This window comes from Micromonospora gifhornensis (assembly GCF_016863515.1).
Classification (GTDB): Bacteria; Actinomycetota; Actinomycetes; order Mycobacteriales; family Micromonosporaceae; genus Micromonospora; species Micromonospora gifhornensis.
Genome location: NZ_BOPA01000034.1, coordinates 77,319 through 89,638, shown reverse-complemented (window position 1 = coordinate 89,638; position 12,320 = coordinate 77,319). Strand labels below are relative to the sequence as shown.

General features: G+C 71.2%; 13 protein-coding genes. 3 read left to right on the top strand and 10 right to left on the bottom strand.

The annotated features are described in order from the left end of the window. The 5 genes from Vgi01_RS23235 to Vgi01_RS23215 all read right to left on the bottom strand — a co-directional run bounded on the left by Vgi01_RS23235 (position 1) and on the right by Vgi01_RS23215 (position 5,091). Positions 1–1,959, bottom strand: coding sequence for a TOMM precursor leader peptide-binding protein (locus Vgi01_RS23235; RefSeq protein WP_204292355.1), 1,959 nt, complete (start codon positions 1,957–1,959; stop codon positions 1–3). Positions 1,960–2,048: 89 nt separating this feature from the next. Beyond that, positions 2,049–2,234, bottom strand: a complete 186-nt coding sequence (locus Vgi01_RS31470; RefSeq protein ID WP_102658261.1) for a thiazolylpeptide-type bacteriocin — start codon at positions 2,232–2,234, stop codon at positions 2,049–2,051. Between the two features lie 77 nt (positions 2,235–2,311). Further along, positions 2,312–2,530, bottom strand: a complete 219-nt coding sequence (locus Vgi01_RS23225) for a thiazolylpeptide-type bacteriocin (RefSeq protein WP_102658262.1) — start codon at positions 2,528–2,530, stop codon at positions 2,312–2,314. Positions 2,531–2,711: 181 nt separating this feature from the next. Then, entirely contained in the window at positions 2,712–2,894 is a 183-nt protein-coding gene (locus tag Vgi01_RS23220; protein ID WP_102658263.1) for a hypothetical protein, read from the bottom strand. Between the two features lie 55 nt (positions 2,895–2,949). Further along, complete coding sequence (locus tag Vgi01_RS23215; protein WP_204292354.1) at positions 2,950–5,091, bottom strand: TOMM precursor leader peptide-binding protein; 2,142 nt, start codon at positions 5,089–5,091, stop codon at positions 2,950–2,952. 447 nt (positions 5,092–5,538) lie between these two features. Between Vgi01_RS23215 and Vgi01_RS23210 the strand changes: the two genes are divergently transcribed. From Vgi01_RS23210 to Vgi01_RS23200, 3 genes are read left to right on the top strand one after another with little or no spacing between them, the layout of a single operon-like run. Next, positions 5,539–6,495 carry an ABC transporter ATP-binding protein gene (locus tag Vgi01_RS23210; RefSeq protein WP_204292353.1) on the top strand — a complete coding sequence of 319 codons (957 nt, stop codon included), beginning with the start codon at positions 5,539–5,541 and terminating at the stop codon, positions 6,493–6,495. After that, positions 6,492–7,334, top strand: a complete 843-nt coding sequence (locus Vgi01_RS23205; RefSeq protein ID WP_204292352.1) for a DUF2705 family protein — start codon at positions 6,492–6,494, stop codon at positions 7,332–7,334. Before Vgi01_RS23210 ends, Vgi01_RS23205 begins: the two co-directional genes overlap by 4 nt. A 22-nt stretch (positions 7,335–7,356) precedes the next feature. Beyond that, complete coding sequence (locus tag Vgi01_RS23200) at positions 7,357–7,578, top strand: hypothetical protein (protein ID WP_204292351.1); 222 nt, start codon at positions 7,357–7,359, stop codon at positions 7,576–7,578. Positions 7,579–7,617: 39 nt separating this feature from the next. On the opposite strand, the gene Vgi01_RS23195 is transcribed toward Vgi01_RS23200, so the two are convergent. The 5 genes from Vgi01_RS23195 to dgoD are packed head-to-tail and all read right to left on the bottom strand — an operon-like array spanning position 7,618 to position 12,315. Beyond that, on the bottom strand, positions 7,618–8,328 hold the full coding sequence (locus Vgi01_RS23195) for a gluconokinase (RefSeq protein WP_204292350.1): 711 nt from the start codon (positions 8,326–8,328) through the stop codon (positions 7,618–7,620). Continuing rightward, positions 8,318–9,547 carry a D-mannonate dehydratase ManD gene (gene manD / locus Vgi01_RS23190; RefSeq protein WP_203221015.1) on the bottom strand — a complete coding sequence of 410 codons (1,230 nt, stop codon included), beginning with the start codon at positions 9,545–9,547 and terminating at the stop codon, positions 8,318–8,320. The genes Vgi01_RS23195 and manD overlap by 11 nt, the downstream gene beginning before the upstream one ends. A gap of 22 nt (positions 9,548–9,569) precedes the next feature. Continuing rightward, entirely contained in the window at positions 9,570–10,529 is a 960-nt protein-coding gene (locus Vgi01_RS23185; protein ID WP_239089120.1) for a sugar kinase, read from the bottom strand. Further along, positions 10,526–11,164: a bifunctional 4-hydroxy-2-oxoglutarate aldolase/2-dehydro-3-deoxy-phosphogluconate aldolase gene (locus Vgi01_RS23180; RefSeq protein ID WP_239089119.1), complete on the bottom strand. Its 639-nt coding sequence runs from the start codon at positions 11,162–11,164 to the stop codon at positions 10,526–10,528. The genes Vgi01_RS23185 and Vgi01_RS23180 overlap by 4 nt, the downstream gene beginning before the upstream one ends. Positions 11,165–11,166: 2 nt before the next feature. After that, positions 11,167–12,315 carry a galactonate dehydratase gene (dgoD, locus tag Vgi01_RS23175; protein ID WP_102658272.1) on the bottom strand — a complete coding sequence of 383 codons (1,149 nt, stop codon included), beginning with the start codon at positions 12,313–12,315 and terminating at the stop codon, positions 11,167–11,169. Positions 12,316–12,320 lie beyond the last annotated feature (5 nt).

Below are 12,320 nucleotides of genomic sequence, written 5' to 3'. Positions count from 1 at the left end.
CTACGGGAAGGGGTGCGGGTTCAGGTTGCGACCGGTGGCACCGAGCTGGTCCGGTCCGTGCGTGCCCCGGGCCAGGTGCCGTTCCAGCCGATCGCTGTAGAGCACTCGCTGCCGCTGCCAGCCGAAGTCGATCGGCACCAGGGCGGGAGCGACCACCGCCACCGTGTGCACCCCGGCGATCTCCTGCTCCGGGCAGGTCTGGTCGACCGCGACAACGTCGCCGCCCAGCCCGGCGATCAGGCCACCCAGGTGCTGCGTGTCGGCCCACAGGTCGTCGTGGGTGGGCCGGGTGGCCAGCCAGTCGCTGTACAGGTCGGTCATCGACCGCAGCGGCGGGTTGTCGAAGAGGAACCGGGCGTGGCCGGTCATCTCCGGCAGGCCGTACAGCAGCGCGTGGTGACTGAGTTCGGTGACCTTCGTGTAGTCGCGGGTCATCTCCCGCAGCTCCGGTTCGCTCGCGGCCACCCGCTCGTCGAACCCGGGCACGTACGATGCGGTTTCGCAGACCGCCGCGCGGACCGCGTCGTCGGGGTCGAGGCTGGCCCCGGCGGCGAAGCAGAGCTGCCCGAGTCCGTCGCCACGTTTGACGGCGACCGCAGTGACCACCGGAACGGGCAGGTCGGCGCGAGTGTCGAACAGACGCATGTCGTATCCGAGCAGGTTCACCCGGTCGATCATGAAGTGCACCCGCTCGTCGCGGCAGGTGGCCGGGTCGATCTCGGCCATCCGGGCGGAGCCGTACCAGGCGAGCAGGAAGGCGTCCCGCTCGACGAGTTCGAGCATGCCGTGCAGCAGCGCCTCCTCCAGGCAGCTGCCGCTGGCGCAGCCGTTGGAACACTCCTGGACGAACTTGCGCTGGTCGGTACGGCGGTCCAGGTAGTAGACCAGCTGCTCGGGGACGAGTCGGGGCGCGCGGTCCCGCAACGAGTAGCCCCAGACCCAGTGCATCGGCTCGGTCGGCGAGTAGGGCGAGTAGTAGAGCCCGTGACCGTGGTAGAACGCCGGGTGGTAGCCCAGGCCGGCCGGGTCGAGGGCGTGCGTGGCAAGGTTGGCGTAGCTGTCGAAGACGGTCGTCGCCTTGGCGCGGGGGAACTGGCCGGCGTAGCGTTCCAGCCCTTCCAGCAGGGCGTACGTCTCGCTGCTGCCGTAGCTGTTGGCGTGCCCGCTCCACCACATCTCGTGCAGGTCGTAGCGGCTACGCACCCGGAAGTAGCCGGTCACCGGCGCGGTCGCGGTGGCGTTGTACGCGCGCAACGCGTTGCCGCCCAGCGCGCCGACGAGCGGATTGGCCAGCGCCGCCACCGGCAGGTCCAGCTCACCGGCCGACCGGAGTCGATACGACTCCGGGTCCGGTTTGGGGCGACTGGTCAGCGGCATGACCGCCGCTTCGGCGGTGTCCGGTCGGGGCCGGGCGCAGGCCGGGCATTCGGAGTCGACCATCACCGTCACGCTCGTCGTTTCCAGGGTGTCCATCCGCAGCTGCCACAATCGACCCACGCCCGGCCGGTCGGCCGACGCGGCGGCGGCGGTGAGCAGCAGCTGCCACAACGCGTCGACGGCGAACGGAGTCAGGTGCGGCAGCGCGGCCACGGTGCCGACCCGGGCGTCGTGCTCCAGGGCATGCCGTTCCTCGCGTACCCGGATGGCCTGCCAGCGGCGCTGCACGCACAGCGGGCAGGGCCCGGCGCGCTCTCCCTGCGTCGGCGGTGACCAGCGTTGACCGACGAGCGCGGTGACGCCGTGCAACCAGATCGGCAGGACGTCGCCCTCGGTCACCGTCTCCGCTGTGTCACGGTTGGCGTCGGTGAGTCCCAGCGCGGCGATGCGGACAGTCACTCCGTCCAGCGAGGTCGGACCCGGCGGGGGTGGCCGATCCTGGCGGCGCTCGTGGAGCACCTCACCGAGCTGCTTGAGGCTGCTGTCCCATCCGGTGGAGGTGGTCCGGACATCGACGATCATACGTTCACCTGTCTGCGGTCGTACGGCGGGGGCGGAGGACCGGTGCCCCGCCGACGTGGATCGCCGGCGGGGACGGTGGCGGCTGCGGTTTATCCGCCGCCGCATCCGGTGCTGGTGCTGGTGCTGCAGCAGCTGGACGTGCTGCAACTGCAACAGCTCGAGCAGGAGCAGCTGGAGCTGGACCAGTCCATGACCATGGCGTCGATCGCGTCAACGTCCTCGATCTCGAACGTCTCGGTCTCGAGCGCGCGCAGTTCCTCAGTGAGCTCCGGCATCTGGGTACACCTCCCCTCTGGTGCTTGCGGGTCACACCGACCGCCGGGCGTACGCGGAACGCACGGCGACAGGTGACCTAACTTGTGCTGCTGCAACTCGACGAGGTGCAGCTGCAACAACTGGACGTGCTGCAACTGGAGCAACTCGACGTGCTGGTGCTGCTGCTGCAGATGTCCATCAGGTCGGCGGACAGATCCGCGATGTCCTCGACCTCGAATGTCTCGGTCTGCAGGTCGCGCAGTTCGCTGCGGACCGAGTCGGCAAGCGAAGCGGATGTCGGGGGTTGTGTCGGCACGGACGTCTCCTTGAGCCGCGATCGGCGCCAGTGGTCCTGGTCGGGGACGCACCACCACGGTGGATCCAGCGGAGGCACGCAGGGTACTCGCCGGCTCACGCCGGCGGCGGTGGAGCGTTGTGTTGCGATCCCCTTGAGGACGGGAAGGTCATCGGCGTCGGGGGTAAACCCGTTCACCCGGTCAGCCGCAGCTGGAGGTGCTGGTGCTGGTGCTGCAACAGCTGGACGTGCTGCAACTGCAGCAGCTGGAGCAGGAGCAGCTGGAGCTGGTCGCTGCGAGCATCTCCTCGCCGTCGGCGACCTCCTCGATCTCGAAGGTCTCGGTCTCCAGTTCGCGCAGTTCGTCGTGCAGGGTGATCGGCATGTTTCCACCTCCTCTCACGGTGTGTGCCTCGCCGGGACCACGTGTCGTGGTGGTTTCAGGCGGCCGTACGGCCGTGGTGGCGCAGCAGGACCACACCGCTGCGGAACGCTCCGCTGGCGTGGATGTCGCGGGTGGTGGTCTCCACCAGCAGTGCGCTCATCGATCGCTGGGCCAGTGCCGCCAGCACGGCGGCGCGGTCGGTGGCGGCCGGGATGGTGGTGGGGTCGAGCGCGGCAACGTCGGCGACGAGTGTGGCCGGCTCGAAGTCCCGTAGTACCGGGTCGCCGAGGTCGGCGTCGGTCCCTTCGAAGTGCCGTACCTGAATGTGGCCGACCGCGTCTCGTACGGCGGCGAGCCGGGTGGCGACCGGGTCGAAGCCACCGGCCAGTGCCCAGTACCTGTGGTCGGTGCCGGGCAGTTCGGTGACGGCGAGCACGGCGTGGGCGGGCGCGGCGTCCGGCAGTGCCACGACCGTCAGCCGGCAACCGAACCGGTGCGCCGCCTTGACCACGAAGGCGGTGTCGTCGTAGCCGGTCAGTTCCTCGTGGCTGATCGGGCGTGGGACGGACCAGCCCCGCATCGCGCTGATCAGCGCGTGGTAGGCGAGGGCGTCGGCCAGTCCCCGGTCGATCACCTCCTCGAGGCTGGCCGCGACGGCCGCACCAGCCGTCGTCGGCTCGGCCCAACCCTCGCCGTGGTGCCCGCCGAGCGGCAGTGCCAGCGCGGCGGGCACCCAGACCTCGTCGGATCCGCCGAGCACCCGGGCGGGTAGCCACCGTCGCCGCGCGTCGTCCGGCGCCGCGCCGGCCGCGGTGTCCAGCTCCGTCCATGGCACCGGGTCGGCGCCGCGCTCCCGCAGCTCAGCGGCGCAGGTGATGAGCGCTCCGGACGGATCGGCGTACCGGCTGGTGTGGTCACGGATCGCGGTACGGTAGGCGGTCAGCCGAGCGCCCATCACAGTGTGGACGTCGAAGGCGGTCACCTCGCGCGGGGCGTCCGGGCCGGGTAGGCGCAGCCGGGCCGTCTTCAGCGGTGCCTGTTCCAGCGGATCGTCGACGAACCGGGTGAAGACGCCGGCGTTCGGTGCCACCAGCACCTCGGCCCGCTGGTACGTCGTCTCGTCGTCGATGTCGGCGGGCGCCTCGGGGGTAGGCACCTCGACGTGCCGGCAGACCGGGCACGCCGGGTGGGGCAGCACCCGTTCCCGGGCGGACTCCAGCGTGGTCGAGTCGAGCAGCAGCACCCCGGTGGCGGTGTCCGCCGCGAGCGCACCGGTGAGTACCCGGAACAGTTCGAACGCGGCGGCGTTGCCCACCATCTGTCCGGTCACCTCGGGCAGCGCCGCCGGTGCGCCGACCGCGACGGCGAGTTGACGCCAGAACCGTGCCGACGTCGCCGGGTCGGCTGCGGCGGTGAGCCGAAGCTGGGCGCAGAGCCAACAGGGAGTCTGTCCGGACGCCACGATCGGCCCGATGGCCGTGCGTTGGGCGTCCCAGTGCACCGGTACCAGCAGCGGGCCGTCGCGGTGGCAGGTGCGGGCGAGGTCGGCCAGACGGGACAACCCGTCCGGACCGGTGCAGTAGATCACCGCGTCCGCGGCGGCGACCGTCAGCGCCCCGGAATGCACGGCCGCCTCGGCCGTGATCCCGTCGGCACGCAGCTCGGCCAGGTCGTCGCGGAGCGCCTCGACGTACCCGTGGGGATCGTCCTCGGGGTACAGGTCCAGGGTTACGCAGCCGTTGCGCAGCAGACCGCGGGCGGCCGCGAGCAGCGGTGCGCCACTACCACCCAGCGTCACCTGGGCCTGGTGGAAGCGCAGGAATCGGCCGGTGGGGTCGTCGGCGAAGTGGTCGACGAACTCGACCTGCGCGGCGAACCGCCGGGCCAGCGGCGCGGGCAGGTCCGTGCGGTCCCCCGCGTCCTTGGCGAAGCCCCGGGCGACCAACGCTCGGACCAGGGTGAGCACGGTCTGCCGCTGCCCCGGGTCGAGGGTGTCGGTGAGCTGCGCGAGAGTGTGTTCGCCGGTGAGGTACGGACTCAGCGACGTCAACCAGCGGAAGGCCGTCTTACCCTTGATCAGGAAGGCGGTGTCCGGTCCGCGCAGGTACGCGCCGGCCGGGGCGTCGAGGAAGACCACGTCGTGCCGCAGCTTCGGCCGCATTGCCAGCGTCTTCCCGGCGTCCGGCGACTCGCTCATCCACCGCTCCCATGCATCGACTTCGACCATCCAAAAGTGACTATATGCTGCCCATGATCTACTCGCCCGTCAACAAACTCTTTCGAAAAACGTAATGCACAAGGCAAATACCCGGCCGTGAGCTGCGGCTGAGAAAAAACGTGCGTTCAGCGCGCCGAAGGATCTTCCGTGCGTCGATGGACTCCGCTACCCTGTGGTGCGTCCGCGACTGCGGAGCGCAGGTCACGGGTGTCGAACTCCATCCAACCTGGATGCCGGACCGCGCGCCTTTCCGATGCCCGCCCCCCGCCGGATGCCCCCACTCAACTAAGCGAAGGAAAGATAATTGGCGATGTGCAAGCAACCCTGCGTGGCGGCACAGGAAATCGTCCCACCAGATTTGACCCTTCGAGGAAATCGACGCAACCGGTCCTCATTGCCCGATTTTCCGGTTACGGCGTCCCGTTGATGGGTGCTCGTTTCGCCGCCGAACTGCATGAGGTCAGCAAGCGCTATCCCGGTGGGGTCACTGCGGTCGACGGGCTCAGCCTGCGGGTTCACGAGGGTGAGGTGCTCGGCTTTCTCGGGCCCAACGGCGCCGGCAAGACGACCACGATGCGGATGCTGGTCGGGCTCGTGCGCCCGAGCGCCGGACGCATCCGCGTGCTGGGGCAACCCCCCGGACGGCAACTGGCACGCATCGGGGCCCTGATCGAGTCACCCACCTTCTACCCGCACCTGACCGGGCGGGACAACCTGCGCCTGGCCGCCCGGTACGCGGGCGTGCCCGACGCCGCCGTCGACCGGGTGCTCGACCAGGTCGGCCTGAGCGCCCGGGCCGGCTCACCGTTTCGCACCTACTCACTGGGCATGAAGCAACGGCTCGGAGTGGCCGCCGCGCTGCTCAAGGACCCGAGCCTGCTGATCCTCGACGAGCCGACCAACGGCCTCGACCCGGCCGGCGTGGCGGAGATGCGGGAGCTGCTGCGCTCGCTCGGCCAGCACGGGCAGACGGTGCTGCTCTCCAGCCACGTGCTCGCCGAGGTCGAGCAGGTCTGCGACCGGATCGCGGTCATCGACCGGGGTCGGCTGGTCGCCGAGGGTACGCCGGACGAGCTGCGGGGCGCGCTGGGCACCGGTGTCCTGCTGATCGACGCCGACCCGATCGACACGGCGATCACCTGCCTGCGCGCCGACGACCGGGTCCGGGCGGTGGACCAGGTCGACGGGATGTTGCGGGTCAGCACCGATCCCGCCCTGGCCGCCGCGCTCAACCGCCGACTCGTCACCGCCGGTGTCGACGTCCGCGAGCTGCGGGCGCTGCGTCACTCGCTGGAGGAGGCGTTCCTGGAACTGACCGCGCCGGCCGCAGCCACGCCCGAGCAGGCCGAACAGGCAGCAGTGACGACGGGAGCCAGCCGATGATCGCCTCGGTACGCGCCGCCTGGTTCGCCGACCGTCGCCGTCCCGCAGTGTGGACAGTCAGCGGTACCTGGACCCTGCTCGCCCTCGCGTTCGGCATCGGCATCCCGTACCTGGTGCACCTGTCGTTGGCCGGCGACCCGGAGCAGGCCGAAGCGGCCGAGACCCTGCTGGCCACCGTCCTGCCCGGCCAGCTGGTCACCACCGGCATCGGGCTGTTCCCGCTCTTCGGCGGGGCCATCGTGGTCATCCTCGGCGCTCTGGTCGTCGGCAACGAGTACCGCTGGGGCACGTTCAACCTGATCTTCACGCAGCGTCCCCGGCGGGAGCAGGTTCTGGCCGGTCATGCTGTCGTCCTGTGTGGCCTGACCCTGCTGGTCGCCGTGGTCACCTTCGCCGCGTTGGCGCTTGTCACCGCAGTGCTGGCGATGGTGGAGGGGCGCAGCGCGGACTGGCCGCCGATCACGGACCTGGCCGGGGCAGTGGCCGCCGCCTGGCTGATCTGCACCGCGCACGCCAGCGTCGGCTGGTTCCTCGCGATCGTCTTCCGCAGCACCGCCACCGCGATCGCGATCGGTCTGGTCTGGACCCTGGTCCTGGAGAACGCGATAAGTGGACTGGCCCTGGTGCTGAGCCCGCTGGAGGTGCTGCAGAAGCTGCTGCTGGCACCGAGTTCCGGCGCGCTCGCCGGCGCGCTGGGTGCCCGGTCACAGTTCGACGGCGGTACCCCCGGCGTGCTGGAATCGTCAAGTGCGGTGCTGCCGGCCGCGGTCCTGCTCGGATACACCGTGCTGATGTTCGGGCTCGGCAGTTGGCTGGCGGCGCGTCGCGACGTCAGCTGACCCGCCGGAAACGGAGGAACAGATGGAGTTCCTGCTCGCGTTCGCGTTGACCGGCCTGCTCGCCACCGGGGGCTGGATCGCCTACGCCGGGGTGCGCGGCTGGTCCCGGTTCCGGGACCGTCGACACGAGGTACGGCTGGCCCGCGCCCAAGCCGCCGCGGAGATCCGCCAGGCCGAACTGCGTCAGGCCGAACTGGCCAACGAGACCTACCAGGACTTCGTCCGCCGCCATCCGCAGCGGTGACAACGGTGGCGACCCCGCCCGGGGTCGCCACCGTTGTTCTCACGCGCGTCCGGACAGGTCCGGTCGCTCCTCGGCCACCGCCACCACCTCGGCGTCGACCACCACCTCGGTCACCGCCACCACCTCGGTCACGGCCACCACCTCGGCGTCGACCACCACCTCGGTCACCGCCACCGCCTCGGCGTCGGCCGGCACCTCGGTCGCGGCCGGCGCCGCTGGCGACTCGTCGGGCACCGGCAGGCCGAGCCGCCGTACCGCCTCGTCGACAAGCGCCTCGCTTGTCGACCGCAGGTCGATGACGATGCCCGGCTCGTCCGGCCAGAGTGGTTCGAGTGTCGCGGTCTGCGAGTTGAGCAGGCTGGGCGGCATGTACTCGTGGGTACGCACCGACATCCGTTCCCGGATCACCTCGGTCGGGCCATGAAGGTGCACGAAGAACACCCCCGGCGGCCCCTGCCGCAGCAGGTCCCGGTAGGAGCGCTTGAGCGCCGAGCAGGTCAGCACGGTGGAGACGCCCTCCCGGTGCCGGGCGGTCATCCAATCGGCCAGGGCCTGCAACCACGGCCAGCGGTCGTCGTCGTCCAGCGGTATCCCGGCCCGCATCCGCGCCACATTGGCCTCGGAGTGGAACTCGTCGGCCTCGGCGAAGGCCAAACCGGTCCGCGCGGCGATCCCCCGGGCCACAGTGGTCTTGCCCGCGCCGGAGACCCCCATCACCACGATGTGCCGGGTCGACGGCTCACCAGTCATGGACCGTGCCGTCCTTGAGCCGGTTGAACGGCAGGTACGCGGGCTGGTAAGGGAACCGGGCGGCGGCCTCCTCGTCCAACTCGACCCCGATACCGGGCTGCTCCCCCGGGTGCAGGTAACCGTCGGTGAAGGTGAACGACTGACGGAACACCTCGTTGGTCAGCGGACCGTGGCGCATGTACTCCTGGATGCCGAAGTTGTGGATGGCCAGGTCCAGGTGCAGCGCGGCGGCCATGCCCACCGGGGAGATGTCGGTCGGGCCGTGGATGCCGGACTTGATCTGGTACTGGGCGGCGAAGTCGAGCAGCTTGCGCATGGCGGTGATGCCGCCGGTGTGGGTGACCGCGGACCGCACGTAGTCGATCAGCTGTTCGCGGATCAGGGTCTGGTAGTCCCACACCGTGTTGAACACCTCGCCGATGGCCAGCGGCGTGGTGGTGTGCTGGCGGACCAGCCGCAGCGCCTCCTGGTTCTCCGCCGGGGTGCAGTCCTCCAGCCAGAACAGGTCGTACGGCTCCAGGGCCTTGCCGAGCTTGGCGGCCTGGATCGGGGTCATCCGGTGGTGGCCGTCGTGCAGCAGCGGCAGCTCCGGGCCGAACTCGGCCCGCACCGCCTCGAAGACCCCGGGCAGGTGCCGCAGGTAGGCGCGGGTGTCCCAGTCCTCCTCGGCGGGCAGCGGGGTGCGCTGGGCCGGCTCGTAGTCGTAGCGCTTGCCGCCGGTGCTGGGCTGGGCGGCCACCCCGTACACGGCGTTGATGCCGGGCACCGAAGTCTGCACCCGGATCGAGCGGTAGCCCTGCTCCAGGTGCGCACGGATGGAGTCGAACAGCTCCGGCACGTCTCGGCCGGAGGCGTGGCCGTACGCCATGATGCCGTTGCGCGACGCACCGCCCAGCAGCTGGTAGAGCGGCATGCCGGCGGCCTTGGCCTTGATGTCCCAGAGCGCGACGTCCACCGCGGCGATGGCGGCCATGGTGACCGGGCCACGCCGCCAGTACGCCGAGCGGTAGAGGAACTGCCAGGCGTCCTCGATGCGGTGCGCGTCACGCCCGATGAGCAGCGGCACCACGTGGTCGCGCAGGTACGAGGCGACGGAGAGTTCCCGGCCGTTGAGCGTGCCGTCACCCAGGCCGGTGATGCCGTCCGCTGTGGTGATCTTCAGTGTGACGAAGTTGCGGTCAGGGCTGGAAACGATGACGTCGGCAGCGACGATCTTCACGAGGGGTGCCTTTCTCGCAGTGTCAGCGGAGGGTGGTGCCGGCGGCGTTGCCGGTCAGCAGGGAAAGCTCGTCACGGCGGGGCAGACCCTCCCAGTCACCGTGTGCGGTGACCGCGAAGGCGCCGAGCGCCACCGCGCGCCGCAGCCGGTCGCGCAGGTCCAGTCCGTCGAGGTGGCCGGAGAGGTAGCCGGCGGTGAACGCGTCGCCGGCGCCGACGGTGTCCACCGCGGTGACCGGCACCGCGGCGAGGTGCTGCGCGCCGTCGCGGGTGTACCCGCGGGCCCCGTCGGCGCCGAGCTTGACCAGCACGGTCTGCACGCCCCGGCCCAGCAGTTCGGCGACGACGCCGGCCTCGTCGGTGCCGGGTTCGGCGACCAGGTCCAGTTCGTCGACGGAGGCGATGACGATCGACGCGTACCCGGCCAGTGGGGTCAGCACGGCGCGGGCGGCGTCCCGGGACCAGAGCCGGGCCCGGTAGTTGACGTCCAGCGACACGGTGATGCCGGCGGCGGCCGCCTGCCGGGCCGCGAACACCGTCGCCTCCCGGGCGCTGTCGGACACCGCCGGGGTGATGCCGCTCAGGTGCAGCACCCGGGCACCGGCGGCGAGCGGTCCGGCGACGTCGTCGCAGGTCAGCGCCGAGCCGGCCGAGCCGGTGCGCTGGTACTGCACCCGGCTCAGGTCGGCGGTGCGCCGTTCCAGGAACATCAGGCCGGCGGGCCGGTCGGGGTCGCGGCGTACGCCGTCGGTGCCCACCCCCTCGGCCCGCAGTTGGCGCAGCACGAACTCGCCGAGTTCGTCGTCGCTGACCCGACCCACCCAGGCGGCCCGGTGGCCGAGTCGGGCCAGCCCGATCGCCACGTTCGTCTCCGCGCCGGCCAGGTGCATGGTCAGCGGACCGCCGAGCGCCAGCGGGCCGGACGAGCGCAGCGACACCAGCGCCTCGCCGAGGGTGAGCACCTCCACGTCGGATGCGGTCACCGTGGCCCCGCTTCGCGGACCGCCGCCCGGTACGCGCGAGCCCGCCCCCGCAGCGCGTCGAGGTCGCCGCCGGAGGCGGCGTCGCCCACCAGCGGGCCGCCGACGCCGACCGCGATCGCGCCGACCGCCAGGTAGCCCGGCAGCTCGGCCAGACCCACCCCGCCGACGGCGACGAACGGGATGTCCGGGAACGGGTCGCGCACCGCCTTCAGGTACGCCGTGCCGCCCACCGACGCCGGGAAGAGCTTGACCACGCTGGCACCCCACCGGACGGCGGTGTACGCCTCGGTCGGGGTGAGCGCGCCGGCGGCGACCGGCAGTCCCCGGCGGACCGCCTCGGGGATCGAGTCGACCACGGCCGGCGTCACCACGAACTGGGCGCCGGCCGCCGCCACGTCGGCCACGGCCGCCGGGGTGAGCACCGTGCCGGCACCGACCAGGGTGCCGGCGGGCGCGTCCGCCCGGATCGCCGCGATGGCGTCGAGCGCGCCCGGGGTGGTCAGCGCCACCTCGATGATCGACACTCCCTCGGCCAGCAGGGCGGTGCCGGTGGCGATCGCGGCGGCGGTGTCGGTGCCTCGGATGATCGCCAGCAGCCGCTGCGCGGTGAGTTCGGCGGTGAGCAGGTCGGTCATGGTCACCACTCCGCGTACGAACCGTCGACGTGTCGGAACATCGGGCTACGCCAGGCGTGACCCCGCTTGTCCGCCGCGCGTACCGCCTGCTCGTCGATCTCGATGCCCAGCCCCGGTGCGGTGAGGCGCTGGACGTACCCGTCGACGAAGGTCAGCGGCTGCTGGTCGACACAGTAGTCGAGCACCTCGGCACCGAGGTTGTAGTGGATGCCGATGCTCTGCTCCTGGATCAGGTAGTTCGGCGTGGCGAAACCGACCTGCAGGCAGGCGGCCAGGGCGATCGGCCCGAGCGGGCAGTGCGGGGCCAGCTGCACGTCGAACGTCTCGGCCAGCGCGGCGATCTTGCGTACCTCGGTGATGCCGCCGGCGTGCGACAGGTCCGGCTGGGCCACCGCGATGCCGGCCTGCAGCACCGGCAGGAACTCCTGCCGGTTGTAGAGCCGTTCCCCGGTGGAGACCGGGGTGGTGGTGGAGCGGACGAACTCCCCGATGAGGTGGGAGTTCTCCGGCACCACCGGCTCCTCCAGGAAGAACGGCCGGTACGGCTCCAGCAGCGGCGCGACCCGGCGGGCGTTGGCGAGGGTGAACCGGCCGTGGAAGTCCACGGCCACGTCCCGGTGCTCGCCGAGCACCTCGCGGGCGGCGGCGACCCGCTTGACCACCTCGTCGAGTTCGGCGACGGTGGCCAGCGGGCTCATCCGCCCGGAGGCGTTCATCTTCACGGCGGTCAGTCCCGCCTCCACGCGCGCGGCGATCTGGTCGCGCACCTCGCTGGGCTCGTCACCGCCGACCCAGCCGTAGACCCGGATCCGGTCCCGGACGGGTCCGCCGAGCAGCTGGTGCACGGGGGCGCCGTACCGCTTGCCGGCGATGTCCCACAGCGCCTGGTCCAGGCCGGCGACGGCGCTGGCCAGGATCGGGCCGCCCCGGTAGAAGGAGCCCTTGGTCATCACCTGCCAGTGGTCCTCGATGCGCAGCGCGTCCTGGCCGATCAGCAGTTCGCTGAGCTGCTCGACGGCGGTGCGTACGGTCTCCGAGCGGCCCTCGCAGGTCGCCTCGCCCCAGCCGACGATGCCGTCGGTGGTCTCCACCCGGACGAACAGCCAGCGGGGTGCGACCAGGAACGTCTCGACGCGGGAGATGGTGGTCATGGTGC

What these genes read in the sequence shown, in the direction of transcription:
- Vgi01_RS23235 (WP_204292355.1), bottom strand. Translation starts at nt 1,959, where the DNA reads ATGATCGTCGATGTCCGGACCACCTCCACCGGATGGGACAGCAGCCTC.
- Vgi01_RS31470 (WP_102658261.1), bottom strand. Translation starts at nt 2,234, where the DNA reads ATGCCGGAGCTCACTGAGGAACTGCGCGCGCTCGAGACCGAGACGTTC.
- Vgi01_RS23220 (WP_102658263.1), bottom strand. Translation starts at nt 2,894, where the DNA reads ATGCCGATCACCCTGCACGACGAACTGCGCGAACTGGAGACCGAGACC.
- Vgi01_RS23215 (WP_204292354.1), bottom strand. Translation starts at nt 5,091, where the DNA reads ATGAGCGAGTCGCCGGACGCCGGGAAGACGCTGGCAATGCGGCCGAAG.
- Vgi01_RS23210 (WP_204292353.1), top strand. Translation starts at nt 5,539, where the DNA reads ATGGGTGCTCGTTTCGCCGCCGAACTGCATGAGGTCAGCAAGCGCTAT.
- Vgi01_RS23205 (WP_204292352.1), top strand. Translation starts at nt 6,492, where the DNA reads ATGATCGCCTCGGTACGCGCCGCCTGGTTCGCCGACCGTCGCCGTCCC.
- Vgi01_RS23200 (WP_204292351.1), top strand. Translation starts at nt 7,357, where the DNA reads ATGGAGTTCCTGCTCGCGTTCGCGTTGACCGGCCTGCTCGCCACCGGG.
- Vgi01_RS23195 (WP_204292350.1), bottom strand. Translation starts at nt 8,328, where the DNA reads ATGACTGGTGAGCCGTCGACCCGGCACATCGTGGTGATGGGGGTCTCC.
- Vgi01_RS23180 (WP_239089119.1), bottom strand. Translation starts at nt 11,164, where the DNA reads ATGACCGACCTGCTCACCGCCGAACTCACCGCGCAGCGGCTGCTGGCG.
- dgoD (WP_102658272.1), bottom strand. Translation starts at nt 12,315, where the DNA reads ATGACCACCATCTCCCGCGTCGAGACGTTCCTGGTCGCACCCCGCTGG.